The organism is Lentzea sp. NPDC005914 (assembly GCF_040629405.1).
Taxonomy (GTDB): domain Bacteria; phylum Actinomycetota; class Actinomycetes; order Mycobacteriales; family Pseudonocardiaceae; genus Lentzea.
This window is the reverse complement of record NZ_JBEXVQ010000002.1, coordinates 341,417-364,223: the sequence shown is the minus strand read 5'-3', so window position 1 is coordinate 364,223 and position 22,807 is coordinate 341,417. Positions and strand designations below refer to the sequence as shown.

The 22,807-nt window shown below is 68.0% G+C and carries 26 protein-coding genes and 3 tRNA genes; 15 read left to right on the top strand and 14 right to left on the bottom strand.

From position 1 onward, the window contains the following. Window positions 1-74 precede the first annotated feature (74 nt). A complete protein-coding gene (locus tag ABZ345_RS04605; RefSeq protein ID WP_359842881.1) occupies window positions 75-572 on the top strand; it encodes a CGNR zinc finger domain-containing protein in 498 nt (165 codons plus the stop codon). Here the strand turns inward: ABZ345_RS04605 and ABZ345_RS04600 are convergent. Both ABZ345_RS04600 and ABZ345_RS04595 read right to left on the bottom strand, forming a co-directional pair. Continuing rightward, window positions 545-1,741 carry a DUF445 domain-containing protein gene (locus tag ABZ345_RS04600; RefSeq protein ID WP_359843132.1) on the bottom strand — a complete coding sequence of 399 codons (1,197 nt, stop codon included), beginning with the start codon at window positions 1,739-1,741 and terminating at the stop codon, window positions 545-547. The two genes, ABZ345_RS04605 and ABZ345_RS04600, sit on opposite strands and share 28 nt — an antisense overlap. Window positions 1,742-1,912: 171 nt before the next feature. Next, window positions 1,913-3,055, bottom strand: a complete 1,143-nt coding sequence (locus ABZ345_RS04595; protein ID WP_359842879.1) for a transposase — start codon at window positions 3,053-3,055, stop codon at window positions 1,913-1,915. Window positions 3,056-3,176: 121 nt separating this feature from the next. Here ABZ345_RS04595 and ABZ345_RS04590 point away from each other — a divergent pair, with 121 nt between their 5' ends. The 4 genes from ABZ345_RS04590 (at window position 3,177) to ABZ345_RS04575 (ending at window position 7,335) form a co-directional block, all read left to right on the top strand. Then, window positions 3,177-4,340: a pyridoxal phosphate-dependent aminotransferase gene (locus tag ABZ345_RS04590; RefSeq protein WP_359842877.1), complete on the top strand. Its 1,164-nt coding sequence runs from the start codon at window positions 3,177-3,179 to the stop codon at window positions 4,338-4,340. 96 nt (window positions 4,341-4,436) lie between these two features. Further along, entirely contained in the window at window positions 4,437-4,967 is a 531-nt protein-coding gene (locus tag ABZ345_RS04585; protein WP_359842875.1) for a sigma-70 family RNA polymerase sigma factor, read from the top strand. Then, the gene (locus ABZ345_RS04580) at window positions 4,964-5,335 is read left to right on the top strand and encodes a hypothetical protein (protein WP_359842874.1); all 372 of its coding nucleotides are present in this window, start codon (window positions 4,964-4,966) and stop codon (window positions 5,333-5,335) included. Before ABZ345_RS04585 ends, ABZ345_RS04580 begins: the two co-directional genes overlap by 4 nt. Next, window positions 5,332-7,335: a CHAT domain-containing protein gene (locus ABZ345_RS04575; protein WP_359842872.1), complete on the top strand. Its 2,004-nt coding sequence runs from the start codon at window positions 5,332-5,334 to the stop codon at window positions 7,333-7,335. The genes ABZ345_RS04580 and ABZ345_RS04575 overlap by 4 nt, the downstream gene beginning before the upstream one ends. Here ABZ345_RS04575 and ABZ345_RS04570 read toward each other — a convergent pair. Then, window positions 7,305-8,144 (bottom strand): S8/S53 family peptidase, encoded by an 840-nt coding sequence (locus tag ABZ345_RS04570; RefSeq protein ID WP_359842870.1) that lies wholly within the window; start codon window positions 8,142-8,144, stop codon window positions 7,305-7,307. The two genes, ABZ345_RS04575 and ABZ345_RS04570, sit on opposite strands and share 31 nt — an antisense overlap. Before the next feature lie 253 nt (window positions 8,145-8,397). On the opposite strand from ABZ345_RS04570, the gene ABZ345_RS04565 reads away from it, so the two are divergent. Further along, a complete protein-coding gene (locus tag ABZ345_RS04565; RefSeq protein WP_359842868.1) occupies window positions 8,398-9,165 on the top strand; it encodes a hypothetical protein in 768 nt (255 codons plus the stop codon). 298 nt (window positions 9,166-9,463) lie between these two features. On the opposite strand, the gene ABZ345_RS04560 is transcribed toward ABZ345_RS04565, so the two are convergent. Next, a complete protein-coding gene (locus ABZ345_RS04560) occupies window positions 9,464-10,900 on the bottom strand; it encodes a PLP-dependent aminotransferase family protein (protein WP_359842866.1) in 1,437 nt (478 codons plus the stop codon). Window positions 10,901-10,961: 61 nt separating this feature from the next. Between ABZ345_RS04560 and ABZ345_RS04555 the strand changes: the two genes are divergently transcribed. Further along, window positions 10,962-11,600, top strand: coding sequence for a hypothetical protein (locus tag ABZ345_RS04555; RefSeq protein WP_359842864.1), 639 nt, complete (start codon window positions 10,962-10,964; stop codon window positions 11,598-11,600). On the opposite strand, the gene ABZ345_RS04550 is transcribed toward ABZ345_RS04555, so the two are convergent. Further along, window positions 11,566-12,093, bottom strand: coding sequence for a Clp protease N-terminal domain-containing protein (locus tag ABZ345_RS04550; protein ID WP_359842862.1), 528 nt, complete (start codon window positions 12,091-12,093; stop codon window positions 11,566-11,568). The two genes, ABZ345_RS04555 and ABZ345_RS04550, sit on opposite strands and share 35 nt — an antisense overlap. Beyond that, window positions 12,090-12,299 carry a helix-turn-helix domain-containing protein gene (locus ABZ345_RS04545; RefSeq protein ID WP_045309630.1) on the bottom strand — a complete coding sequence of 70 codons (210 nt, stop codon included), beginning with the start codon at window positions 12,297-12,299 and terminating at the stop codon, window positions 12,090-12,092. The genes ABZ345_RS04550 and ABZ345_RS04545 overlap by 4 nt, the downstream gene beginning before the upstream one ends. A 61-nt stretch (window positions 12,300-12,360) precedes the next feature. Between ABZ345_RS04545 and ABZ345_RS04540 the strand changes: the two genes are divergently transcribed. After that, window positions 12,361-13,065 carry a protein phosphatase 2C domain-containing protein gene (locus tag ABZ345_RS04540; protein WP_359842860.1) on the top strand — a complete coding sequence of 235 codons (705 nt, stop codon included), beginning with the start codon at window positions 12,361-12,363 and terminating at the stop codon, window positions 13,063-13,065. A 46-nt stretch (window positions 13,066-13,111) separates the two neighbouring features. On the opposite strand, the gene ABZ345_RS04535 is transcribed toward ABZ345_RS04540, so the two are convergent. The 5 genes from ABZ345_RS04535 to ABZ345_RS04515 all read right to left on the bottom strand — a co-directional run bounded on the left by ABZ345_RS04535 (window position 13,112) and on the right by ABZ345_RS04515 (window position 14,520). Further along, window positions 13,112-13,185, bottom strand: a tRNA-Phe gene (locus ABZ345_RS04535). Between the two features lie 15 nt (window positions 13,186-13,200). Then, a tRNA-Asp gene (locus tag ABZ345_RS04530) sits at window positions 13,201-13,274 on the bottom strand. Between the two features lie 33 nt (window positions 13,275-13,307). Continuing rightward, window positions 13,308-13,380 (bottom strand) — tRNA-Glu (locus ABZ345_RS04525). A gap of 130 nt (window positions 13,381-13,510) precedes the next feature. Continuing rightward, on the bottom strand, window positions 13,511-14,149 hold the full coding sequence (locus ABZ345_RS04520) for a ScbR family autoregulator-binding transcription factor (RefSeq protein ID WP_359842858.1): 639 nt from the start codon (window positions 14,147-14,149) through the stop codon (window positions 13,511-13,513). A gap of 125 nt (window positions 14,150-14,274) precedes the next feature. Beyond that, on the bottom strand, window positions 14,275-14,520 hold the full coding sequence (locus ABZ345_RS04515; RefSeq protein WP_359842856.1) for a hypothetical protein: 246 nt from the start codon (window positions 14,518-14,520) through the stop codon (window positions 14,275-14,277). A gap of 154 nt (window positions 14,521-14,674) precedes the next feature. Between ABZ345_RS04515 and ABZ345_RS04510 the strand changes: the two genes are divergently transcribed. From ABZ345_RS04510 to ABZ345_RS04495, 4 genes are all read left to right on the top strand, one after another. After that, window positions 14,675-14,971: a hypothetical protein gene (locus tag ABZ345_RS04510; RefSeq protein ID WP_359842854.1), complete on the top strand. Its 297-nt coding sequence runs from the start codon at window positions 14,675-14,677 to the stop codon at window positions 14,969-14,971. A gap of 55 nt (window positions 14,972-15,026) precedes the next feature. Beyond that, window positions 15,027-15,233, top strand: coding sequence for a heavy metal-associated domain-containing protein (locus tag ABZ345_RS04505; RefSeq protein WP_359842852.1), 207 nt, complete (start codon window positions 15,027-15,029; stop codon window positions 15,231-15,233). Continuing rightward, window positions 15,233-17,416, top strand: coding sequence for a heavy metal translocating P-type ATPase (locus ABZ345_RS04500; RefSeq protein ID WP_359842850.1), 2,184 nt, complete (start codon window positions 15,233-15,235; stop codon window positions 17,414-17,416). The genes ABZ345_RS04505 and ABZ345_RS04500 overlap by 1 nt, the downstream gene beginning before the upstream one ends. A 524-nt stretch (window positions 17,417-17,940) precedes the next feature. Next, complete coding sequence (locus tag ABZ345_RS04495; protein WP_359842848.1) at window positions 17,941-18,243, top strand: hypothetical protein; 303 nt, start codon at window positions 17,941-17,943, stop codon at window positions 18,241-18,243. Between the two features lie 82 nt (window positions 18,244-18,325). Here ABZ345_RS04495 and ABZ345_RS04490 read toward each other — a convergent pair whose 3' ends face one another. Next, window positions 18,326-18,529: a cold-shock protein gene (locus ABZ345_RS04490; protein WP_030477903.1), complete on the bottom strand. Its 204-nt coding sequence runs from the start codon at window positions 18,527-18,529 to the stop codon at window positions 18,326-18,328. Window positions 18,530-18,887: 358 nt separating this feature from the next. On the opposite strand from ABZ345_RS04490, the gene ABZ345_RS04485 reads away from it, so the two are divergent. Further along, complete coding sequence (locus ABZ345_RS04485) at window positions 18,888-20,015, top strand: Ig-like domain-containing protein (protein WP_359842845.1); 1,128 nt, start codon at window positions 18,888-18,890, stop codon at window positions 20,013-20,015. Here ABZ345_RS04485 and ABZ345_RS04480 read toward each other — a convergent pair. Continuing rightward, complete coding sequence (locus tag ABZ345_RS04480; RefSeq protein WP_359843130.1) at window positions 20,012-20,827, bottom strand: glutamate ABC transporter substrate-binding protein; 816 nt, start codon at window positions 20,825-20,827, stop codon at window positions 20,012-20,014. The genes ABZ345_RS04485 and ABZ345_RS04480 overlap by 4 nt on opposite strands. An 84-nt stretch (window positions 20,828-20,911) precedes the next feature. Beyond that, entirely contained in the window at window positions 20,912-21,733 is an 822-nt protein-coding gene (locus ABZ345_RS04475; protein WP_359842843.1) for an oxygenase MpaB family protein, read from the bottom strand. A gap of 25 nt (window positions 21,734-21,758) precedes the next feature. On the opposite strand from ABZ345_RS04475, the gene ABZ345_RS04470 reads away from it, so the two are divergent. Further along, on the top strand, window positions 21,759-22,178 hold the full coding sequence (locus tag ABZ345_RS04470; protein ID WP_359842842.1) for a PPOX class F420-dependent oxidoreductase: 420 nt from the start codon (window positions 21,759-21,761) through the stop codon (window positions 22,176-22,178). An 86-nt stretch (window positions 22,179-22,264) separates the two neighbouring features. After that, a complete protein-coding gene (locus ABZ345_RS04465; protein ID WP_359842840.1) occupies window positions 22,265-22,750 on the top strand; it encodes a hypothetical protein in 486 nt (161 codons plus the stop codon). Window positions 22,751-22,807 lie beyond the last annotated feature (57 nt).

Genomic DNA, 22,807 nt, shown 5'->3' with positions numbered 1-22,807 from the left:
ACACACCATGTATACACCGGGTGTATTCATCAGATGCCCTGACGGGCAACCGCCGTGGCGCCTACAGTGGAGGGGTGACTGGTCTGACTGTCGGCTGGGATCACGACGTCGAGCTGCTGCTCGACTTCCTGAACACTCGACACGTACTGGACAGTGAAGCCTCCTGGCGCGCGTGGGTGACCGAGCGCGGCCTCGGGCGGAGCGGGGAAATCGCACAGGCGCGCGCCGCCAGAGCGGCACTGCGGTCGTCGATCGAGGGCTCGTCAGGCCCTCAGACGGCGGCGGGTGTGGTCCACATCGAGCTGACCGACGGCGTCCCGGTGCTGTCCAGCTCGGACGCTCTGGGTGCCGTGCTGGCAGCCTCCGCTCGTCTTGCGGTGCTGGGCTCGTGGGAACGCTTCAAGATCTGTCCCGCCGACGACTGCCTGCGTGCGTTCTTCGACCGCTCGCGCAACCGCTCGCGCACCTGGTGCTCGATGCAGGTGTGCGGCAACCGGGAGAAGGCCCGCACGTTCCGAAAACGAACCCGCGCCCAGAACTCGGATCAGAACAACGCGTTGGCCACGGTGTAGATCACGAGGCCAGCGAGCGCGCCGACCACCGTGCCGTTGATCCGGATGAACTGCAGGTCCCTGCCGACCTGCAGCTCGATCTTGCGCGAGGTCTCCTCGGCGTCCCAGCGCTCGACCGTGTCCGTGATCAGCGTGGTGATCTCCGCGCGGTAGTTGGTGACGACGTACCCGGCGGCCTGCTCCAGCCAGCCGTCGACCTTGGCGCGCAGATCTCCGTCCGTCGTCAGGTTCGTGCCGAGCGTGATCAGCCCCTGGGTGACGCGCCTGCGGAGCTCGCTGGACGGGTCCTCGGCCGCGTCGATCAGCATCTTCTTGGCCGTGCCCCACGCACTGCTGATGAGCTTCTGGACGTCGGGGTGGTTGATCACCTGCGACTTGACCTGCTCGGCCTTCTGCATGGTGGCCTGGTCGGTCTGCATGTCGCTGGAGAACTCGATCAGGAAGTGGTCGATCGCGAGGCGCATCGGGTGGTTGACATCGGTCTTCACGGCCCACGCGAAGTTGACCAGCTCGGTGTAGACCTTGTCGCCGAGCAGCGAGTCGACGAACTTGGGCGACCACGTGGGCGCGCGGTCCGTGACGATCAGGCTGACCTTGTCGTAGTTGTCGCGCACCCACTCGTAGGCCCGGTCGCACATCAGGTCCACGAGCTTGTGGTGCGCCCCGTCGGTCAGCACCTGGTTGAGCAGCTTGCCCAGCGGCGGCCCCCAGGGCTTCTCGGTGACCCTCTTGACGATCGCGTGCTCGAGGACGGCCTGGACCTCTTCGTCCCTGAGGACCGTGATGGCGCCCTTGATGACGTTCGCAAGCTCGTTGGTGAGGCGCTCGGCGTTCTCCGGCTCCTTGATCCACGCCCCCGCGCGCTCCGCGATGCCCGCCCGCCGGAGCTTGTCCTGGACCACCTCGGGACTCAGGAAGTTGACACCGACGAAGTCGCCGAGCGTCTTGCCGAACATGTTCTTGCGGGTGGGGATGATCGCGGTGTGCGGGATCGGCAGCCCCAGCGGCCTGCGGAACAGCGCCGTGACCGCGAACCAGTCGGCCAGCGCGCCGACCATCCCGGCCTCGGCTGCCGCTCTCACGTAGCCGACCCACGCGCCCTCGAACGCGTGCGTGGCGAAGAAGATGACCGTCGCGCCTATCAGGAAGCTGGTCGCGACGAGCTTCATCCTGCGCAGGTCTGTGCGCTTCTGCTGGTCAGCGGCGGTCAGTTGCTCCACAGGTCCATTGTCCGTCAACTCTCGGCCCTGACGCTGAGCTTGCCGCTCGACTTCAGGCCGGGTCGCGTTCTCCGCACGCCACAGGCCGTGGCGGGCAGGCCGCATCAACCGCATGCGCGTTCACGCAGCAGGTCTGGGCACGTTGACAAGTGCCCACACTGAGCGTGCACGATTGCGCACGTTGATCCCAGCGACGTGGTCGGCTGGCCCAGCGAGGCCGCATGCGCGACAACGAAAGTGGTCGCGACTAGATCTGTTGCTACGCGCCGTGTGCCCGCAACCTGGGCACATCTGCGAGGCGAAACGGGCATCCACAGCGATCACTCGCACACCTGCGCGCTTCGCCTTGTATTCGATGAACGCCCCGAGTTGGTGGAACGGCCAAGAAGCGAGGGCGGCTCGCTGGTCGCGGCGAGGCCGTACCCGGTCACGGATGCCACTCAGGTCTTCGAGTGCAATACCGCGTCCGGTCCGTTGCGCGACAGCCACCAGTTTCTTGGCGATGGCGTGGTTCATGTGAGTCGCATGTCGATGTTCTCGACGAGAACGCCGCCGAAGACGACGGGTTGCCGACTTGGTGCGCCTGGCCTGCAACTCGGCACGCTTTCGCGCGTGCCACCGCCGATAGCGCCCCAATCTGCCGCCCTGAAAGTTCAGACCGTCCGACGTAGTCGCGAGGTTCGCGATTCCGCGATCCACACCAATCCAGTCGCCGGGTTCTGTCACCTCTGCTTCCGCGACCTCACACGTGGCGATGAGCAGCCACTTTCCGTCTCGCAGCACCAGGTCAGACTCGCCCTGACGGTGCGAGACGAGCATTGCGACCTGATCGGCGTGCCCGGCGAACCGAACGCCTTTCAACCTGCCCGCAATGGTCCAGATCGACACCGTTCTGGCGTCGTAGTGCCACGAGAGCATGCGATCGTCATACGGCTGAGCCGCATTCTCACGAAACTGGATCGGCTTGCTTTCAGCCTTGACTCGCCGTAGGCCGGCCAGGCTCCCGGTGCGAACGCTTGCCCGCAGGCTGGCGTACGCGTCTACAACCTTCTTCACCGCGCGCACTGCTGCCTGCGCGCCAAGTCCAGATTCCCGCATCTCGCCATAGACCAACTTCTGCAGGTCATTGCGGGAGTGCACTGCTCGTTCGAACGCTACCGTCGACGCCCGATCAGCAGCCGCATTGCACACGCGCAAGGTCGCTGCCAGCGCCGCAGCTTGCCCGTCGCTCGGCAGCAAGCGAACCTGCACAACGATCTTCATCACAACCACGGTAGAACACACGTTCGATCCGAGGCTCGTCGGGCACCCGACAACATGATTTACCCGACCCTCAATGGATCAGGCTTCCCTCGACACGAGATTCAGGTGAAGATCCTGCGTTGTGCGGGTACCAGCGCTAGTCCCCCGGTTGCAGCCGTTCACGTCGACCATCTTCGCGGAGATGACGGCGCTGGCCGTGCAGCACGACGCCGTCAACCTCGGTCAGGGCTTCCCCGACACCGACGGTCCGCTGTCGATGTTGGAGGCGGCTCGGTCGGCCATCGCTTCCGGCGTGAACCAGTACCCGCCGGGTCCTGGCATGCCGGTGTTGCGGAACGCGATCGCTGCTCACCGGTCCCGGTACGGGCTGTCCTACGACCCCGACACCGAGATCCTGGTGACGGTCGGCGCCACCGAGGCGATCGCGGCCTCGCTGCTGGCTTTGGTCGAGGCCGGCGACGAAGTGATCCTGATCGAGCCTTACTACGACTCCTACGCCGCGTCGGTCGCTCTGGCCGGGGCGACTCGGGTTTCCGTCGGCCTGCGCGAGGACGAGTCCGGCCGCCTGGCTCTGGACGTCGACGCGCTGCGTGCGGCGGTCACTCCGCGGACACGGGCCGTGTTGGTCAACTCGCCGCACAACCCGACCGGGACCGTGTTCCGGCTGGAGGAGTTGCAGGCGGTAGCGGCGCTTTGTGTCGAGCACGACCTGCTGGCGATCACCGACGAGGTGTACGAGCACCTGGTGTTCGACGGCCTGACGCACATTCCGCTGGCCTCGCTGCCGGGGATGGCCTCGCGGACGTTGTCGATCTCCGGTGCCGGCAAGACGTTCAACTGCACCGGCTGGAAGATCGGCTGGGTGTGCGGGCCCGCCGAGCTGGTGTCCGCGGTGCGGGCGGCCAAGCAGTTCATGACCTTCGTCGGCGGGGCGCCATTCCAGCCCGCCGTTGCCCACGCGCTGACCGCTGAGCTGGACTGGGTCACCGGGTTGCGGGACTCGTTGGCCTCGAAGCGCGCGCGTCTGGCCGAGGGTCTGCGTGCGGCCGGGTTCGAGGTCCGGTCGTCGGAAGGCACGTACTTCATCTGCGCCGACGTCCGCCCTCTCGGCTACACGGATGGGTTGCAGCTGTGCCGCGACCTGCCCGCCCGGATCGGTGTCGCCGCGGTGCCGGTCCAGGTGTTCACGGACCACCCCGCTCAGTGGCAGCACCTGATCCGCTTCGCGTTCTGCAAGCAGGACGCGGTGATCGACGAGGCCGTGGAGCGCCTGCACAAGTTGTAGTTGTCCACAGGTGTGGATGAGTTCCTCCACAACTGTGGACAACCCACTTTCGGGTGAGGCGTGGAGCCTTGACGCCGGAGTTCGACTCCAAATGTCATGGACTCGAACACAGAGGTGCTTCTGGGGTGGCGTTCCGGTGTCAGCGGCTGGGACGCCCTCGTGGACCGCTACTCCCGCCTGGTCTGGTCAGTGCCCAGATCGTTCCGCCTGAGCCACGCCGACGCGGCCGACGTCTACCAGTGCACGTGGCTCTGCCTGGCCGAACAGCTGACCCGCATCCGGCAGCCCGAGTCGCTGGGCGCGTGGCTGATCCGTACCGCCACACGGCAATCGATCGCCGTCGTCCGTGCCCGCGGCCGCGAAGTCCCGCTCGACCGCTGGGAGCCGGAGTCGACTCTTCCCACGCCGGAGGACGTCGCGGTCGCGGGTGACCGGCAGCGCCGCCTGTGGACCGCGCTGATGACCTTGAACGAACGGTGCCAGCGACTCCTGTGCATAGCCGCCCACAGCCCCGAGCTGAGTTATGCACAGGTGGCCGAGGCCCTGGGGATGAAGGTGACGAGCGTGGGCCAGACCCGCACGCGGTGCCTGGCGGCGCTGCGCCGGAAGCTGGAGGACCAGCGATGAGGGACCCGCTGCTCGACGAGATCGCCTCCCTGTTCAGCGGGGACGTGCCGCCACCTGTGCTGGCACCGCGCCCGACCGGCCTCGAACCGATGGAAGCCGTGGACGAACCCGTCCGCGGCACGTCCCGGCAGCTCGTGTTCCACGTCGGCGTCGGCCGGATGTACCTGCAGCTCGACCAGGCCACGACCGGGCTTCGGCTGACCGGCGTGCTGGACGACAAGGGCGTGTCCGTCGAGGTCCGTTCACCCAACGCCGTCGAGGCACTGCGTCCGGACGCCGAGGGCTGGTTCCGGGCCGACGTGAGGCCTGGACCGGTGTGCGTGACCGTTCCGTCGCTGGGGCTGACGACCGGGTGGTTCGTGGCATGAGCGCCAGTGCCGACCCACGGGCCACCATCGACACCACACACGTGCGCGGCACGAAGGCCCAGCGTGCCGATGCCCTGCACGACCTGAGCATCGCCCACGTCGAGCTCGGGCACCTCGAGGTCGCTGCCCGGTTCGCCCAACGCGGGCTGCGGCTCACCGGTGAGGCTCGGTTTCACCTGACGCTGGCGTGGATCGACCTGGATCGGGGACGCCGCAAGCAGAGCTTGCGGCATCTCGACCTCGCCACGCCTCACCTCCGGGGGCGGGAGCTGGCGAGGGCGAGGTGTTTGCGCGGGCTCCATCTCTGTCACTCGGCCGAACCGCGGCTGGCGATCGCCGAGCTGACCGCGGTCATCAAGGAGTTGCGCAGGTACGGGGACGAGCGCTGGCTCGCCAACGCGCTCGTCGGACGGGGGATCGCGAGGTGTGGTGCGACGAAGTTGGTGGAGGCCGAGGCCGACTTCGCCGCGGCTCAGACGGTGTTGCAGGCCATCGGCGAGCCTGGGCGTGCGGCGATGTGCTTGCACAACAGGGGATTCGTGGCGATGCTCGCCGGCGATTTGCCGCGAGCGCTGCGGCGGTACGAGGAGGCGGCGAAGGCCGGGCTCGACTCGACGAGCCGGCCCGAGGCACTCGTCGACAGGGCCGAGGCGTTGCTCGCCGCCGGGCTCACGACGGAGGCACGGCGGGTTCTGACGCCGGCGCTGGAACTGCTCCGCAGGTGCAAGCGGCACGTGCCGGAGCTGGCGGTGCTGAGTGCGCGTTGTGCGTTGCGCGACGGAGATCCGGCGCCCGCGCTCAAGCTCGGTGGCTCGGACGTCGAGTTCATGCTCGCGGCCGGAGAGCTCGATGCTGTTGCGGCACATCGGTTTCGCGGGCCGGCGCAGACGCGGGCGCTCGGGTGGCTGGCGCAGGCTCGCCGGTCGGATCGGCGTGGGGCGCTGGCCGCGTGCCGCGCGGGTCTCAGGGTGCTGGACGAGCATCACGGGGACTGGCCGCGGCGCGAGTTGACCGGGCACGCGCTGGGGCTCGCCCGTACCGCGCGTGAGGTGTTGCACTGGTCCGAGCAGCACCGCGCGTCCTGGTCGATGTCCTTGCCTCCCAACGAGCCCGCGCTGGCGAAGGCGCTCACGAACCTGCGGCGGGCGAGAGCGTTCGGACTGCCGTTGGACGCGCTGGAGCGGGATGTCCGCAGGTTGACCCTCGCCGGCTCACCGCGGGCGGCACACGGCGTCGCCGCGCCACCCGGGCTGCCCCTGGTCAGCTTCATCGTCCACGAAGGACAGATGACTGCGGTCACGCTCATCGACGGGCGGGCGCGTCTGCGCGTGATAGCCGATCCAGACGAACTCGTTCACACGGCCAAGCTCGCACTGCGGGCTGGACGGCCGGTCACGACCGATCTCCTGCCCGAGGCGGATGAGGTCGTCGTGATCCCAGACGGCGTGCTCAACGCGATGCCGTGGGCCGCGCTCGGCCGCCGGGTGCATGTCGTGCCGTCACTGCGCCACTGGCACCCGGAGCGTCACGGCGGAGATCGGGTGTGGGTGACGGGTCCTGGGTTGGAACGCGAGGAAGTCACCGCGCTCCAGAGGTTGTACGGGGGCACAGCCATTGAGTCCACTGTGGATCGAACGCTCCGAGCGCTCGAAGGTGCCAGGATCGCTCACATCGCGGCACATGGACACGTCCACCCGGACAACCCGTTGTTCTCCTACCTGGAGCTCAAGGACGGCCCGCTCTACGGCTACGACATCGCCCGCATCGAGAACCCGCCAGAAGTCGTGGTCCTGTCCGCGTGTGAGTCCGGGCTCGCGCGAGCGTTCCTCGACGCCGGGACCAGAGCGGTGATCGCCAGCGTGCTGCCGGTGCCGGACGCGCAGGTCAGCGAGGCCATGGCGGAGGTGCATCGCCGAATCGACCATCCCGTCGAAGCCGCGAAAGCCGTCGCTCACCTCGGTTTCAGCTGCTACGGCACCGGAACGAGAGTGGCGGCGTGAAGGGCGGCCGCGAAGGAAGTGCCGGTGCAGAGCGCCTGAGCCGAACCCACGGTGGCCGGCACGTCCACCCCGTCGACGACGACGTCCACCCACGGGCCGTGGCCCGAGAACGCAGCGGAGGCACCGACGGCGATGACGGAAGGCAGGGCGGCGGGCCACCACGGGCGGGCGGAGGCACCGTTGCCCGCCGCGGCCACAACGTTGCCACCGCAGGAGGCCAGGACCGGCGGGCATTCGTCGTTGAACGAATAGGTGCCGGACGCGACCAGGATGACGGGCAGCGAGCGGGTGGCTCGCAGGGCGGCGGCGAGGGTCAGGTCGTCGCCGAACCCCGCGGCGGTCAGGACGGGGAACGGGCGGACGGAGGCTCCGTGGTGGCGCAGGACGCCGGCCACGAGAGCGCCGTGCGGGTCGTCCAGCGGGGTGTCGAGCAGGGCGACGGTGCCCTCGCCGAGCAGGTCGGGGAGGCGGCCGCCGATCACCGGACGAGAGGTGCCGATCATGATCGGACAGGCCAGGTGCACGTGGTTCGGGGTCGCGCCCACCTCGGCGGCGATCTCCACCACGCGGGTGCGGTCGGCTGCTTTCGTGAACATGCGGATGGCGCCGGACGCGATCTCCTCGTGGGAGTAGACGCCTCGCAAGCGCTTGCGCACAGCGGGTGCGTCCGCTGGCAGCACGACCAGTTCGCCCGAACGGACCAAACACTCGTTTGGCCCCATCGAGTCGTGCGCGAGCACGGGGCCGAGGGCACGAGAGACGTGATCGACCAGCTCAGAGAGGCTGCTGACCTGCTTTGGCGCGTCCACATCGGACACCATCCCCCGGCGCGACACGGTCCACAGGGGAGCGAGGCGCAATGTCACTCGATCCGATGACGACACTGACGGTGTTCATGCCTGATCAGGGCAACCCGGACAGCCGCACGGGAACGCCCTTCCGAGTGTTTTGTGCGCAGTTGGTTCGCAAAGTCACTCACCAGTGCTAGACATAGCTCAACGTCGACCTCCGACGGCGCTGTGCGTTGGCGGTGACCTGAACGGTGGACGGGGTGGTGATCCTGTGGCTGGTGGTGGAGCTCGTGCACTGCTGCTGCGGGCCGCTGCGCTCGGCGGGTTGACCGCCGCCGCCTGGTTGCTGGGCGGGACCGACGCGTCCGCCAGCCCCGAGGACCAGCCGGCCGTCGAGATCACCACCGAGGCGCCGCAACTGCTCGCGGATCCCGCCGGGTGGGCCAAGGCGTTCACGAACTCCGTGCTCGAACGCCACCAGGCGCAGAGGCTCGTGCCCGCGCCGATCACGAAGCCGCAGGAACCCGCGGACGAACCGGACGACGGTCCCGTCCTCGACTTCTCCGGCGGCACGCAAGGCAACACGCGGTCCGGCACGGTGACGAACCAGGCGCCGCCCGAGGTCATGAAGGCCAAGGCTCAGGTCCGCGCCGCCGCCAAGGCCGCGAAGGCCGCGGCACAGGCCCCGCCGCCTGCTCCGCCCGCACCGGTTGTCGTTCCGGTCAAAAAGATCGTGCCGAAGCTGCCCGACCTGCCCGTGCCGGCGCCCGTGAACACCGAGCCGACGCCCGCGAGCGACCTCAACTGGACCGCACCCGGCCAGGACGCGCCACTGCCCACGCCGCAGCAGGCACCCGTGGTCGCGACGGCCTCCGCGTCGTCCGGTCATACCGACAACTCCGGCGGCACGCGCGGCGTGCTCGCCGTTCTGACGTCGCACAACTCGCTGTTCCCGCCCTCCACGTGGTCGGTCGAGCAGCGCCGCGACGGTCGTTCACCAGGCAGCCTTCCGGGCCTGCCGAGCACGTCACCCGACTGAGCAACACGGGACATCTCTGCCCTCTGCGCGATTTGTGACCGTCTCGTTCCGTCGCGCGCATAACTCCTTCCCTCATTTCCCGTTGTACGCAAGGAACCCAGTCTTCCTGACCTGCCAACCGCGCCCTGGCAGGTCGGGTCTGGTCCGAGTGCCGCGCTGCCCCCGCAGTTCTCGGACCGCACGGGAAAACCTGCGGACGGGGGACGCCAATCCCTGGGACGTCCCCCGCCGCAGGTCAACCCGGTGGCAAGTTCGTCGGCCCGGTCTCCCCCGCTGCGGGAGACCGGGCCGACGTGTTTCACGCGACCGGTCCCAGAACCTCGGCATCCGCCGGAAACCCTGTTCCTGCAACAGATGCAGCCACCACACCCAAACGGCCGATCGCTTCGCGCAGCACTTCGGGTGACTGCGTGTACGGCACTCGGAGCATCTGCTCGCAGCCGCCGTGCACCGCCCATCGCGGTCCGGGCACGAGCCGCAGGCCGTGGTTCTGCGCCACCACCGCGATTCGAGTGCTCACCGGCGCATCGAGCGTGCACCACACCCCGAGCCCACCGGCCGGCCGCCGGAAAGTCCACTGAGGACAGTGCTCCCGCAACGCCTCCAGCGCCACGTCCCGCTGCCCGGCGATCTCCAGACGGCGTTGCCGCAGAACAGGTTCCGGATCTTCCAGCAGCGCGGCGAGCACCAGCTGCTCGAACACCGGAGTGCCGAGGTCGATGGAGGCTCGCGTCGACAGCAACCGGTGCACGATCTCCGTCGACGCCCGGATCCACCCGATCCGCAGGCCACCCCAGTGCGACTTGCTCGCGGATCCCAGCGACACCACCAGATCCTCGGCGAACGCGGCCATCGGCAACGGCGCGGGCTCGTCGTCCAGCGCCAGCTCCACCAGCGTCTCGTCGGCCACCAGAGGCGTACGCGCCTTGCGCAGCAGGTCGGTAAGGGCTTCCCTGCCTTCGGAGGACAGCCGGAGCGCGGTCGGGTTCTGGAAGTCCGGGATCAGGTAGGCCAACCGGGGGCCGGCCTGCCGCACGGCAGCCTCGTACGCGTCCACGTCCCACCCGTCCGCGGCCATCGGCACCGGCACCGGGATCGCCAGCGCGGCCCGCACGGCCTCCAGAGCGTTGGGATACGTCGGCTGCTCCACCAGCACACGATCACCAGGCCCGACGAAGAGCCTCAGAACCAGGGCCCACGCGTGCTGCGCCCCTGACGTCACCACGATCTGGTCAGGAGTCGTCGGCAGCCCGCGCGAGGTGTACCGGTCGGCGATCCGCTGCCGCAGCAGGGGGAGCCCGCGCTCGTGGTAGCCGTGCGACGCCATGTACTCCGGCATCTGCGCCATCGCCACCTCCATCGCCGGACGCAGCTCGGGCAACGCCGGAGGTGCGCACCGGGTGAGGTCGATCAACGTGTCGTCACCGGTGGTGATGCCACCGCCGGCACCGACCGGCCCGTTGATCCACGATCCGGCCCCGCGCCGCGACTCCACGATCCCCTCGGCACGCAACTGGTCCAGCGCCGTGGTGATCGTGGTACGGCTCACCGGCAGCGCGTCGGTGAGCTCGCGTTCGGACGGCAGCCGGGTACCGACCGGCAACCGTCCGTCCGCGACCAGCAGCTTCAACGCAGCGGCGAGATCAGCCGAACCCTGCCGCGCACCACCCCGCCGCCACGACCCGAGCAACCGGGCGAGCCGGGATCCGGATATACGTCCACCTGGTGGGAGCATGAGGCCAATTATCCCGAATTGGCTATGGATTACCAGGCCAATCGACGCTCAAGATGGCCACATGGCCACCATGACCGCACTCAACCAGGTCCCCGTCCGCGTCGCGCCCGTCCGCCGCCTCACCCAGCTCGCCGCAGGTCTGTGGCTCTACGGCGCGAGCATGGCCATGCAGATCCGCGCGACCCTCGGCCTCGACCCCTGGGACGTGCTGCACGAGGGCCTCACGAAACGGACGGGACTCAGCTTCGGCCTGATCACCGCGATCACCGGCGTCGTCGTGCTGCTGGCGTGGATCCCGCTGAGACAGAAGCCCGGCGTCGGCACCATCGCGAACGTCGTGGTCATCGCCGTCAGCGTCGACGTGACGCTCGCTCTCATCCCCGCGCCGCACGAGCTCCTGCCCAGAATCGTGCTGCTCACGCTGGGCATCGTGCTGAACGCGGTCGCGTTCGCCGCCTACGTCGGGTCACGCCTGGGGCCGGGCCCGCGTGACGGCATGGTGACCGGATTCTGCCGCCGCACGGGGATTTCCCTGCGACTCACCCGGACGGTGATCGAGCTGCTTGTCCTCGCCACCGGCTGGCTGCTCGGCGGCACCGTGGGCATCGGCACGATCCTCTACGCCCTCGGCATCGGCCCGCTCTCACAGCTCTTCCTGCCGGGACTCACCTGGCGCGAGCGCTCGCAGCCCGCTTCCTGATCTCCGCGTAGGTGACCCCGCGCTCGGTCAGCACCTCGGCCACGATTCCCTTGCCCTGCAACAGAGCCAGCACGATGTGCTCGTTGCCGAGGTAGTTGTGGCCGAGGTCGCGGGCCTCGCGCAACGAGTTCTCCAGGGCCTTCTTGAACGCGGGCTCCAGCGGCAGCCCGAACCACCGCCGGCGCGGTCCCGGCCGCAGCACACCGGACCCGAGCGACTGCTCCACCGAGTCGATCACCGCGTCGACGTCGATCCCCAAGCCCCGCAACGCTTCCGCGTCGGCCTTGGTCAGCCCGCCCTTGCGCCGGTAGTCGCGGAACGCCGTCTCCAGTTCCTCGCGCGGCAGGTCGAATCCCTCCAGCACCGGCGCGTCGAGCAACGCCAGCAGCAGGTGCTCCACGCCGACCTCGCCGGCGTGCGTCCGTTCCGCATCACGTACCGCGGCCCTCACGGCCTCACGGGCTTCCTTGGTGAACCGTTCCGCGATCATCATCGACCCCCGTGCTTCTTGTGCACCGCCTGGCGGGAGACCCCGAGCTCCGCCGCGATGTCCTGCCACGACCAGCCCTGGGCCCGCGCGCTGCGGACCTGGACCGCTTCCAGATGTTCCAAAAGCCGCCGTAGTGCGGTGACGGCCCGCAACCCCACTTTCGGGTCGCGATCCCCGGCCGCTGTGGCGAGATCCGTCGCTTCAGTCATGGTGTCAACGTACGTTGACAACGTGGAGTCGTCAACCCAAGTTGACACGTACGGTGAGAACGTGAAGATCGAGACCGCTGAGCAGGGGGCTCCGGGACGAGTCACCGAGGACCGGATCCGCGTGCTGCCGAACGCCGTCGTGGTGCTCGACGGCGTCACCTCGCGAACGAGGCCACCGGACCGCAACGGCGGCTGGTACGCCACCCGGCTCGCCGACGAACTGGCCCGGCTGATCAACGCCGCGGATCCGCTCGAAGACCTGCTGTCCCAAGCCATCAGGAATCTCGTGGAAGAACACGACCTCGTACCGGGCGACTCACCGTCCGCTACGGCGGCGATCGTCAGGTGGACCGACGAGACCATCGACGCGCTCGTCCTGTGCGACACCCCGGTGGTCGCGTTCGGACAGACGACCCACGTCGTCGAGGACACCCGGCTCGAAGATCTGCGTGCAGACCCGGACATCCTCAGGTGGAAGAACAAGCCGGGCGGCTACTGGGTCGCCGAGGCCGAACCCGTTGCGGCACACCAGGCCGTGACCGCGAGCTGGCCGCGTGCGGAGATCCGGAAGGTGATCGTCGCCACCGACGGCGTCTCATGTGGAGTGTCCGAGTACGGGCTCTTCTCGTGGGAGGACCTCGCCCAAATGCCATTGGGCGAAGTGCTCGACCAAATCCGTGCGGCCGAAGTCGATGATTCGGAGCACAAGCGTTGGCCCCGCTACAAAACGCACGACGACCAAGCCATCGCAAGACTGACCGCATAACGAAAGAAGCCCCGCAGCACGCTGCGGGGCTTCTTTCGAAGAAGGATGGCCAGGGGCGGGGTCGAACCGCCGACCTACCGCTTTTCAGGCGGTCGCTCGTACCAACTGAGCTACCTGGCCATGAACAAAAAGAAGCGACCCAGACGGGACTCGAACCCGCGACCTTCGCCGTGACAGGGCGACGCGCTAACCAACTGCGCCACTGGGCCTTGCTCTTGCAGATCTTACCTTACATTACTGCGTGCCCCCAACGGGATTCGAACCCGCGCGACCGCCTTGAAAGGGCGGGATCCTAGGCCGCTAGATGATGGGGACTAGCTGGTCTCTGGAAGCATCGTAAGCATATGGCATAGGTCCGCGCACCTCCAAAACGGGGGTCCCACTTATGTCCTGACCTGCCCAAACCACCTCACGCCCGAGATCGCCCAGATCAACAAATGCCTGTTCAGGGCTCAGCAGGCCCGTCAACCGCGTTTTGTGATCCAGACAACTTCCACCCGGAAGACGCGACGCACGGCAGCACGTGCCCGAGAACTTCGCGGATCCGGGACGGGAAGTCGGCGCACGCCGTCGTCACCGAGGAGATCAACCGGGCACCGAGAGCGGCCCCGCACAACGTCCGCGCCACGGCATCGGGATCGACGCCGGCACGGAGATCACCGCGCTCGGCGGCCTCCACCACGTAACCGGCGATCAGCTTCTCCCACATGATGTGGGTGGTGGGCACACCCGGATAGCCGACCTCGCGATCAGCCGCGAGCCGGACACCCGCACGCAGCACGACGTCGGTGGCCATCCGGTCGGCAGACTCGGCGAACATGCCGTGCAGAGCACTCAGCGGGTCGACACCCCGCGTGTCCCACGTCGCCCGCACCTTCGCCCACAGCTCGCTCTGGCGTTCAACCAACGCGTCCGCGACGGCTTCCTTGGAAGCGAAGTGGAAGTAGAAGGCGCCCTTGGTCAGCCCGGCGCGCGCGAGCACGGCGGTCAGCGACGTGCGCTCGTAGCCGAGTCGGTCGAACTCCTCCGCCGCGGCGTGGAGTATCGCCTCTCGTGTCGCATACGCCCGATCCTGCTGGGGCATGGGTCAAGGTTAGCCGTTGCCGCTAAAGAGACCCGTGGGTATGTTTCGAGATGCGGCCCTGTCCTGCAGACGCGCTCCGGGGGGTGCGCGTCTGGAGTCAGGGCCGCTCTCGCGTACGCATCACTTCACCGCTGCACGGGTGGCATTCCGCCGTCCTCGCCCGGTGACAGGCCCAGCATGTCGAGCAGCATCCGGCAGTCCTCGGTACCCAGGGCGCTCCGTGCGACGGCGAGCCTGGCGCGGTGGACCTGGTCGTCGGAGATCCGCGAGGGTTCTCCGCTGCGCTGGGCCGGCACGTTCGGCCCGCCCGGTCGCGACATGCTGTCGTCTTGTGTGAACAGGAACTTCCGTACTTCCAGCGACCCGCTCATGAGTGCCCTCCCCGACTTGAGGTTGGCGCGAGGCTAAGCGACCTGGGACAACGGCCGCAGCCCCCCGCAGAGTGATTCCACCGACACCCAGCGTTACTTTGCGTAGAGGTGCGGTGCCTGTCACGTGGGGATCTCGCCAGGGGAAGATGGACCGATGACTGATCCCACGCCGGAGCCTTCCCCCGATGCAGAGGGCCAAAACGCATCTCAGATACCGCCTGCGCTGGCCGGTCCCAGTGCGGAAGGTCTGCCGCCGGGGGTCGATCCGCAGGAGATTCTGAAGGCCATCAGCGGCGTCAACCTGGAGACCATCGACGCCGACATCGAGTCCGCGTTCGGCGCCAAGATGGCCGAGCTCGACAAGATGCTCGCGGGCCTCGACGACCTGGTCAACAAGATCGAGTCGGACATCCAGAACCTGGACCAGCCGAAACCGGACGGTCCTCAGTAGACCCTTTACCCCAGGGGGGTATGATCGGTGTCCCGTACCTGAGGAAGGGACCCCGATGTCCGTCTCTGCCACCTACACCGTCACCGGCATGACCTGCGGTCACTGCGTCAGCTCCGTCAAGGAGGAGCTGGGCGAGGTCTCCGGCGTCACGGGCGTCGACGTCGTCCTGGAGACCGGCGCGGTCACCGTGACCAGCGACCGCGCACTGGACCGCGCCGAGGTCGTCGCGGCCGTCAGCGAGGCCGGGTACCAGGTCGCCTGATGACCACGACCGAGCCTCGTCACGTCGAACTCAGCATCAGCGGCATGACGTGCGCGTCCTGTGCGAACCGCATCGAACGCAAGCTGAACAAGCTCGACGGCGTCTCCGCCACCGTGAACTACGCGACCGAGAAGGCCAGCGTCGAGTTCCCGGAGAACCTGCGCGTGGACGACCTGGTGTCGACCGTGCGCGCGGCGGGCTACGACGCCGAGGAGCCCAGGCCTGAGGCGCCCGACGCCGACGAGGCCGGTGAGCTGCGGCTGAGGTTCACCCTCGCCGCGGCGCTGGGCGTGCCGGTGATCGCGTTCTCGATGATCCCGGCGCTGCAGTTCCCCGTGTGGCAGTGGGTGTCACTGGCGCTGGCGAGCGTGGTCGTGTGGGTCTGCGGCTGGCCGTTCCACCGAGCGGCGTTCGTGAACGCACGGCACGGCGCCAGCACGATGGACACCCTCGTGTCGATGGGCGTCACGGTGTCGTACCTGTGGTCGCTCTACGCGCTGGTGTTCGGCACTGCCGGGGCGATCGGCATGCGGCACGAGTTCAGCCTCCTGCCGCGGCCTGTGGGCTCCGGGGACATCTACCTGGAGGTCGCGGTCGGCGTGACCGTGTTCCTGCTGCTCGGGCGCTGGCTGGAGGCCCGTTCGAAGCGCAGCGCGGGTGCTGCCCTGCGGTCGTTGCTCGCCCTGGGCGCCAAGGACGTCTCCGTGCTGCGGGACGGAGTCGAGACGCGCGTCCCGGTGGCTGCGCTCCGGGTCGGCGAACGGTTCGTGGTCCGTCCGGGTGAGCGGATCGCCACTGACGGCCTAGTGGTCGAGGGCAGCTCGGCCGTGGACCGCTCGATGGTCACCGGTGAGTCCGTTCCGGTCGAGGTCTCCGCCGGTGACTTGGTCGTCGGCGGGACGGTCAACGCGGGCGGTCGTCTGGTCGTCGAGGCCTCCTCGGTCGGCGCGGACACCCAGCTCGCCCGGATGGCGCGGCTCGTCGAGCAGGCCCAGGCGGGCAAGGCCGAGGTGCAACGGCTGGCGGACCGGGTGTCGTCCGTCTTCGTCCCGGTCGTCGCGGTGATCGCGCTCCTCGCTTTCGGCGCCTGGCTGCTCGCCGGGCGGCCGCTGGAGTTCGCGGTCACGACGGCCGTGGCGGTGCTCGTCATCGCGTGCCCGTGCGCGCTGGGGCTGGCGACGCCGACGGCGTTGCTCGTGGGCACCGGGCGTGGCGCTCAGCTCGGGATCCTCGTGAAGGGCCCCGAGGTCCTGGAGTCGACGCGGCGGGTGGACACCGTGGTGCTGGACAAGACCGGCACCGTGACGACCGGACGCCTGACGCTGGTCGACGTGATCCCCGCGGACGGCGAGTCGCGCGACGAGGTGCTGCGGTTCGCGGCGGCCGTCGAGAACGCGTCCGAACACCCGATCGGCGCGGCGATCGTTCGCGAGGTTTCGGACCTTCTGCCCGTGTCGGACTTCGTTTCCTCCGACGGTCTCGGAGTCAGCGGAGTGGTCGAAGGCCGGCGCGTTGCCGTGGGGCGGCTGCGGAACGTCTCGCTTCCAGAGGAGTTGACCGAGGCCGCAGTTGCACAGGGCGCTCGAACCGTGGTCGCGGTTTCCTTTGATGACAAGGTTGTCGGACTCGTCGTCGTCTCGGACGTCGTGAAACCCACGTCCGCACAAGCGATTCGAGAACTGAAAGCCCTCGGGCTGCGCCCGGTGCTGCTCACCGGTGACAACGCTGACGTGGCCGCCTCCGTGGCCGCCGAGGTCGGAATCGACGAGGTCATCGCCGACGTCCTGCCCGCCGGCAAAGTCGAAGCCGTGCGGAATCTCCAGGCACAGGGCCGAGTTGTCGCCATGGTCGGCGACGGTGTGAACGACGCACCCGCCCTCGCGGCCGCCGATCTGGGACTGGCCATGGGAACCGGAACCGACGTCGCGATCGAAGCGAGCGACCTGACCCTCGTGCGCGGCGACCTGCGCGTGGCAGCAGACGCGATTCGGTTGTCCCGCAAGACATTGGGCACGATCAAGGGGAACCTGTTCTGGGCGTTCGCCTACAACGTCGCTGGACTCCCACTCGCGGCACTCGGCCTGCTGAACCCCATGATCGCGGGGGCCGCAATGGCCTTCAGCAGCGTGTTCGTTGTTACCAACAGCTTGCGACTACGGGGTTTCCGTCCATCGGCAGCTTAAGAATCTCCATTGAGAGTCTCCCCAACACGCCTGTGCGCGTGCAACAATCCAAACAGCTGACACACCCCCGGTCAGCGCCTGTGGAGATCCCCTCCGGCCCCCGCGTTCCTCCCCCTGGCGCGGGGGCCTCTCCCTTTCCCGCAGGCTGCTCGGCTTCGCCTTCGCCGCCTGCGGGATTCGGAGTGTCTTCTGGGGGCCGAGCCCCCAGACCCCCAGCCGGGGGGCAAGCCCCCCGGACCCCCCGTAGGTTTCCCGACCCTGCCGGTCCCTGGCCCCGTAGGTTTCCCGAGACCTGCCGCTGCCGGTTCCCGGCCGCGTTGGTTTCCCCGAGCCTGGCGCTTCCTGGCGCCGTCGATTCCCGACGCCATGGGTTTCCTGGGCCCGCAGATGCTTGGCCGGCGGGTCTCTCCGGCGTTGTTTGGTGGGCTTTGGGGGAGATCCACTGTGGGTGGGCGGGGGTACACCTTGGGGTGACTCAGGTCACAGGGGTTTGGGTTCCGTGACCGAGCCGTTATCGTGTGCCGGTGCCTATCGGATCCCTCGGACGCTCCAAGTCCGGCCGTCACCGTCCCGCGGACGAACCGCAGGCCGAGACGCTGCCCGACGAGGAGCTGACCTCTTACCTCGCAGCACTTGCCCCGGACGCGGACAACGAGACCACCGCGTCGGGCTTCGGCAACGCGCAGGTTTACCAGCTGCGGTTGCAGCTCATGGCCAACGAGCAGCTCAAGGAGCTCGCCGCCGAGCGCCAGACCTCCCCGCAGGCGCTCGCCACGGAGTGGGTCATGCAGCGACTGGAGTGGGAAGCGCGCCAGCGCGGCCAGTAGCCAGTCCTCAGGAACAACGAAAAGGACCCTCGGCCGAGCCCGGCCGAGGGTCCTTCTCACGTGCGACTAGATTTGCGGTTAATCAGACCGCACGGACGTTCTGAGCCTGCGGGCCCTTGGTGCCCTGGCCGACCTCGAACTCCACGCGCTGGTTCTCCTCCAGAGTCCGGAAACCCTGACCCTGGATCTCCGAGTAGTGGACGAAGACGTCTGCGCCGCCGTTGTCCTGGGCGATGAAGCCGAAGCCCTTCTCGGAGTTGAACCACTTGACAGTGCCCTGTGCCATGTACCTGCCTCCATCGCAGGAAAGCTTGGGGCTGCACCGTGCAACCCCGGCCGTCCCGGGGGCGGTCAGTGAGCTCGTGAGAGCGCGCATCACGCCCGCGTGTCGTTCCGCGAGCGTGTGAAGCACGAACACAGAAACCACGGCCTGCGCGGGTCAGCCTAACGTGTGATGCGTCATAGCACTACAGGTCATTACTGGCCAGTCGCTTGCCTCAATAGGGGGAAACCCGCTGGTCCGGGTGGGTGATCGCGTTCTCTCGAGCAACGTGTTCCGACCCCATGCGTCTCTTGAGCATCAAGCAAGGGGATCTTGGGGGGAACACGTGTTCCGGTCTTTGGTTTTGGCTGCACTACTGGGGTTGACCGCCTGCAGCGCCGCGCCCGACGCGCCGTCGTCGCCGACTGCTCCGGCCGTCGAGAACAAGGCGAAGGCCGCGGTCACGGTGACGCCTGCCGAGGGCGAAGGGGTGAGCCCGGCGGGACCGTTTCAGGTTGGGGTGACTGGAGGTTCGCTGACCGCCGTCGCGCTCACCGGTGCGGACAACAGGGTCGTCAAGGGGGAGCTGACCGCCGGCAGGTGGGTCGCCACCGAGGACCTGGGCTACGACAAGGTCTACACGTGGTCCGGTTCGGCGAAGGGCGAGGACGGCGTGGACGTGCCGGTCAGCGGCTCGTTCCGCACGATCAAGCCGCAGCGGGTCGTCGCCGCGTCGATGAACGTCGGCGACCACGAGACCTACGGCGTCGCGATGCCGGTCAAGGTGACGTTCAGTTCGCCGGTGCAGGACAAGGCTTCGGCGCAGAAGGCCATGACGGTCAAGACTTCCGTGCCCACTGAGGGCGCGTGGGCGTGGCTGTCCGACACCGAGGCGCACTGGCGGCCGCGCGAGTACTGGAAGCCGAACACCGAGGTGTCCGTTGACGTCGACGTGTACGGCGTGCCGTTCGGGGGCGGCTCGTTCGGTGCCGAGGACGTCCACGCGCAGTTCAAGATCGCCGACCGGGCGCTGGTGGCCAAGGCGAACACGCAGACCCATCGGTTCGAGATCTACCGCGACGGCGTGCTGCTGCACGACCTCCCGGCGTCGTACGGCATGGAGAGCGACAAGCGCGCGGAGACCCGCAACGGCATCCACGTGGTGCAGCAGAAGGAATCCTCGCGGAAGATGTCCAACCCGACGTTCGGCTACAAGGACGTCCCGGTCACCTGGGCGGTGCTGATCTCCCAGAACGGCGAGTTCGTGCATGAGAACAACGGCACGGTCTCCGCGCAGGGCAACAGGAACGTCTCGCACGGGTGCGCGAACCTGTCGGGCGCCAACGCGAAGATCTTCTTCGATCTGACGATGATCGGTGACCCGGTCGAGGTCGTGGGGTCCTCGGTGCCGCTCGGGCTGGGTGACCCGATGGGGCCGGCCGCCGGTGACTACTGGGACTGGACGCTGGACTGGGCGGCCTGGACCGCCAAGTCCGCCGCGACCCCTTAGGACTTCTCGGTGATCTGGGGTGGCTGCGGGATCTCGTAACCCGACGGACCGACGTTGCGTTCGAGGGCCCGCTTCCACTCACCGCTCGAAATCATCTTCTCGATGGCCTGGTTGACGGCGTCACGCGACTTGGTGTCGCCCTTGGGCACGCCGATGCCGTAGCGCTCCTTGGAGAACGGCTTTCCGACGAGCTTGAGCAGCTCGGGGTTCTCCGCGGCGAACCCGGCGAGGATCACCTCGTCGGTCGTGACGGCGTCGACGTTGCCGGCCATCAGCGCGATCACGCAGTCGGAGTACTGGCCGTACTCGACGATCTGCACGCCCTGCGCGTGGTCGCTCTTCACCTTCTGCGCGGACGTGGATCCCTTGACCGAGCACAGCTTGCGGCCGTTGAGGGTCTCGGGACCCTGGATGGACTGCTCGGTGAAGCGCACGAGCATGCCCTGGCCGGTCTCGAAGTACGGACCGGCGAACGCCACCTTCTCCTTGCGGGCGTCGGTGATCGAGTAGGAGGCGATGATCAGGTCCGCCTCGCCGTTCTGGAGCAACGTCTCGCGGGCAGCGCCGCGGGCCTCCTTGAAGGTGACGCCGCTGTCCTTCACGCCGAGCTCGTTCGCCACGTACCTGGCGACGTCGACGTCGAAGCCGACGTACCGGCCGTCGAGGCGCTTCTGACTCAGCCCCGGCTGGTCGTAGCGAATGCCGATGGTGAGCTTGCCGTTGTCCGCACGTCCGACGACTGTGCTGGTGTCACCGCTCCCACAGGCGGTGACGAGCACCGCTACAGCAGTCAGGAGCGCAGCACGACGGATCACGACAGGCCTTCCGGAGGGGTGTTCAAGATTCGTGCGCAATGCTACGGACCTGCGGCGATGATCAACTGTGATGTGTGACAACTACGGGAGCCGGGCCTTGCTCGGTGTCACACCGCGGCCCTCCCGCGCGATCGCCCGGCGAATGTGTCCGGGTGGGACCAACCGGCGCAGCCCTGGTGGGATCAGCAGCGCTGTTCGGCGCAGCATCCTCAGCCAAAGGGTCGCGTTCCGGTACGGAGCATGGCCGTGCAGATCTATTGCCCAGTCGGGCAGCACCGAGTACGCCAGGTGCCCGACCAGCACCTTGTAGACCGGCATGCCGTGGCGCAGAACACCCTGAGTGGCCGGTCCGTGCAGGAATTCGTAGATCAACTCGGAGTCGGGGGTCCTGCGCAGGATCGGCTTGGCGGCCTCGAAGTACTCCTCCATCTCGCGCCTCGACCCCGGCACCTCGTCCGCGTGCAGGCCCACGAGAGTCGCCGCGAAGCGTTGCTCCGCGTAGTACCGGTCCTTCTGCCGGTCCGTTAACCCATAACCGGCGCGGTTGAGAACCGTCTCGAAGCTGTAGACCTCGGAGCAATGCACCCACAGCAGCAGGTCCGGTTCGTCCACCCGGAACGTCCTGCCGTCGATCACCCCGCGCAGGCCGCGGTGGGTGGCGCGAACCCGTGCCGCCGCTGCCTCTATCGCCTCGTCCGTGCCGTAGACGCCGAGCCCGACGAAGTCCGCCGTGCGCCGCAGTCGTCCGAACGGGTCTGTCTTGAAGTTGGAGTTCTGCACGACGCCCCCGACCGCTTTCGGGTGCAGGGACTGCAGGTAGAGGCTGGAGATGCCGGCGACCCACATCGTCGGGTCGGCGTACATCTGCCAGCTCACGGAGTTCGGGTCGTTCGGCTCGAGCATGCGGACATCGTCCCGCCTCGCCAAGATGAAGACCATGGACCTGGACCAGGCACGGGATGTGCTCCGCAGCCAGCACCGAGCGGTGTTCTGCGCGTTGAAGTCGGACGGCACGCCGGCGATGTCGCCCGTGCTCGTCGCGTTGGACGACAACGGTGACGTGCTCGTCTCCACGCGAGCGACGGCCTACAAGACAAAGCAAGTCCAACGCGACCCTCGGGTATCGCTTTGCGTGCTGCCGGACAGCTTCTTCGGCCGGTGGATCCAGATCAACGGGACCGCGACGGTCGTGCCGTTGCCGGAAGCGATGGAACTGCTGGTCGAGTACTACCGGACGATCTCCGGCGAGCATCCCGACTGGAACGACTACCGGGCCTCGATGGAACGCGAGCAGCGGGTGATCCTCCGCGTCTCGCTGACCGGTGCGGGGCCTGACAAGACAGGTTGAGATCACACCAGTAACACCGTTAGCGGGCGCAACGATTCCACGGGGACGGCGGCTACCGGGCAGGCGGAACCTGGGGTGCAAAAGCGATGACTGGTGTCAGACGCCGCGGCTACTTCGCAGCCGCGGTGGCGGTGATGGGCGCTGCACTGGTGGCGGCGCTGTTCGCTGCGCCTCCGGACAGACCGGTGGACATCCGCCTGGTGGCCCCGCCACCGCCCGCGCCCGAGACCATCACCGCTTCCGCCACGACGACTGTGTCCGCCGTCGGCCCTGTGGTGCTCACCACGGCCGAGCCGCCGCCTCCTCCCGTGCCTGCCCGCCCCCTGCCCCGGCAGTCACCCGCGCCGACCAAGCCGTCCGCGCCCACGACGTCGTCCAAGCCGCGTGGCCTCTTCGACTTCCTGCGGTGCGACTACAAGTACTTCGACAACGACTTCGAGCGCTGCCTGCCGTGGCCGTTGACGCCGAAAGAGCTGTGCCAGTACGTCGAGGACCACGACCTGGACCTGGATCTGATCGAGGTGCGAGGCCGTGACGGGCACGGCCACGACCTCGATTTCGACTGCGACTAGTGGCGTGGCCCAGAACGCGGGCCGGGTAATTCACGCTCAGCAGGGCGCCTCGCGGCC